At 30.4% G+C, this 1797-nt stretch carries 3 protein-coding genes; 2 read left to right on the top strand and 1 reads right to left on the bottom strand.

Going from position 1 to position 1797, the window contains the following annotated elements; genetic code table 11:
- The first annotated feature begins 243 nt into the window (after window positions 1–243).
- Both B9N71_RS12615 and B9N71_RS12610 read left to right on the top strand, forming a co-directional pair.
- Complete coding sequence (locus B9N71_RS12615; protein WP_085166147.1) at window positions 244–444, top strand: YgaP family membrane protein; 201 nt, start codon at window positions 244–246, stop codon at window positions 442–444.
- 150 nt (window positions 445–594) lie between these two features.
- Window positions 595–858, top strand: a complete 264-nt coding sequence (locus B9N71_RS12610) for a hypothetical protein (RefSeq protein ID WP_065590236.1) — start codon at window positions 595–597, stop codon at window positions 856–858.
- Window positions 859–1033: 175 nt separating this feature from the next.
- Here the strand turns inward: B9N71_RS12610 and B9N71_RS12605 are convergent, their stop codons facing one another.
- Window positions 1034–1576: an RNA polymerase sigma factor gene (locus tag B9N71_RS12605; protein ID WP_051634374.1), complete on the bottom strand. Its 543-nt coding sequence runs from the start codon at window positions 1574–1576 to the stop codon at window positions 1034–1036.
- Window positions 1577–1797: the final 221 nt, after the last annotated feature.

Here is a 1797-nt window from a genome sequence, read left to right as displayed (position 1 = left end):
CAAAGATCAACAGCCCCTAATCAATTACAATTAATTTTTTTATTATTTATAACTATCCTTTACCTAAATTCACTCCTAATTTGAAATACCTATAAGCTTAAATAAAAGACATTAATTCAATGTATTCCACTAATTTGATAATAAAAATCCATTTAAATGAAAATTTTTTGAATCTTTTTTTGATTTTGTCGACTCTTTATTAGAGTAGTTCATTATTAAATCTAATTTTAAAGAGGAAAAAATATGAGTTTAAAAAAAAATATTCCAAGTTTTGAGCGTTTATGTCGAATTATTATTGGTGCCTGTATTGCTTATTTAGGCTTTCTTTTTGCTCCAACAGCCCTAGTAATGTGGATTGCTATCGCAACAGGAATAATTCTGGTTTGTACTGGAACTATAGGATTTTGCCCTATGCGTTCAATTATGAAAAGAAAAATAAACTAACTAAAAAATTCACTCGCTACTTCCTTGATGTAATGATGAATAACAGTTTACTTTGAGGAAGTACATATTACAAGATATCTCTCATTGATATCACCATTAAGAGAAAAATGTAAATGAAATTTAAATTAAATAATTTTAAGAGGTAATGTCATGTTTAGAAGTAGTTCTGTATTAAGGCATTTACTACGAGGATGTATTGGATTTGGTTTGCTCGGTTTAACAATATATCTGTTCATTCAAGGTGCTGTCTGGAGCGTTTTATTGGGACTTGTATCGGCTGTTTTAGGGTTTGTTGTATTAAGAGGATGCCCTGCCTGTTGGGTAATTGGTCTCATAATGACTATAACCAATCCAGGTAAAACATGTATTCCCTGTACAAAAAAAGATGAATCAATTTCAACAGACTTAAAGTGAAAATAGCTCAATGTGTGAATTTGTTATGTTGCATGGTTACTGCCCCTAGCTTGCTAGGGGATGAGTATCTAATCAAGTTAAATCATATTTTCTTTAATGCCATTTGTATTCATTACCATAAATAGTTCCTTTATAATTGTGAATATTAATATATAAAGTATTCATAATTACTATTTCAGTGTGAATGACCACTAATCTCTAATTTTTTTCGTATAATATTTCTAGCTCTGTGAAGTCTACTTTTCACTGCTTCTGGGCTAATTTCAAGCATATTAGACACTTCATAAGTTGATAATTCTCTGATATCTCTAAGAATTATTACACTTCGATAAGTATAGGGAAGAGAAATTATTGCTTTAGTTAAGTCAATTTTTAATATTGATTCATCAGCTATAGAGTTACTAGTTCCAAATAGCTCTTCCATATCATCAGGATCCATTGCGAATGTTTTGTTATTTGAACGAAATATTCTGTAGCATTCTCGCTCAATAATGCGAAACAACCACGCTGACAGCGCGGAAATAGTTCGCAAGACACCTATTTTTTTATATAAAACCCAGAGTGCCACTTGTACTGCATCTTCTGCGTCTTCAGCAGTGGAACAAACTTTTCTTGAAAAGCGATTTAAATCTGGTTGGCATTTTTCGAGTAATTTAGCCATAGCAACTTCATTACCTGAACTGGCTTGTAAAATGAGATTATCATCAATTTTTTTCATTATTTTTTCCCCCACTATATAAAAGAGGTTTGAAGGTATGAAAAGGATTCAAATAATTTTAAATATTTTCAATTTTTTTTAACTGTAACTATCCCCTAAAATAGTACAGCAAAAAAGTAGAAAATTCTCTATGATAAAAGTAAAAGGGAATTTAATTATGAAAAAAATGGCTGAACATCAAATCGTGGCTATTTTAAAAGATGATCCTCGCCAAAAAAGTG

Origin of the sequence: Gilliamella bombi, assembly GCF_900103255.1 — a bacterium.
Taxonomy (GTDB): Bacteria; Pseudomonadota; Gammaproteobacteria; order Enterobacterales; family Orbaceae; genus Gilliamella; species Gilliamella bombi.
This window is presented reverse-complemented; position numbering and strand designations above follow the sequence as displayed.

Bases quoted from the DNA above. Each gene is read 5' to 3' on its own strand.
- B9N71_RS12615 (WP_085166147.1), top strand. From the start codon at position 244: ATGAGTTTAAAAAAAAATATTCCAAGTTTTGAGCGTTTATGTCGAATT.
- B9N71_RS12610 (WP_065590236.1), top strand. From the start codon at position 595: ATGTTTAGAAGTAGTTCTGTATTAAGGCATTTACTACGAGGATGTATT.
- B9N71_RS12605 (WP_051634374.1), bottom strand. From the start codon at position 1,576: ATGAAAAAAATTGATGATAATCTCATTTTACAAGCCAGTTCAGGTAAT.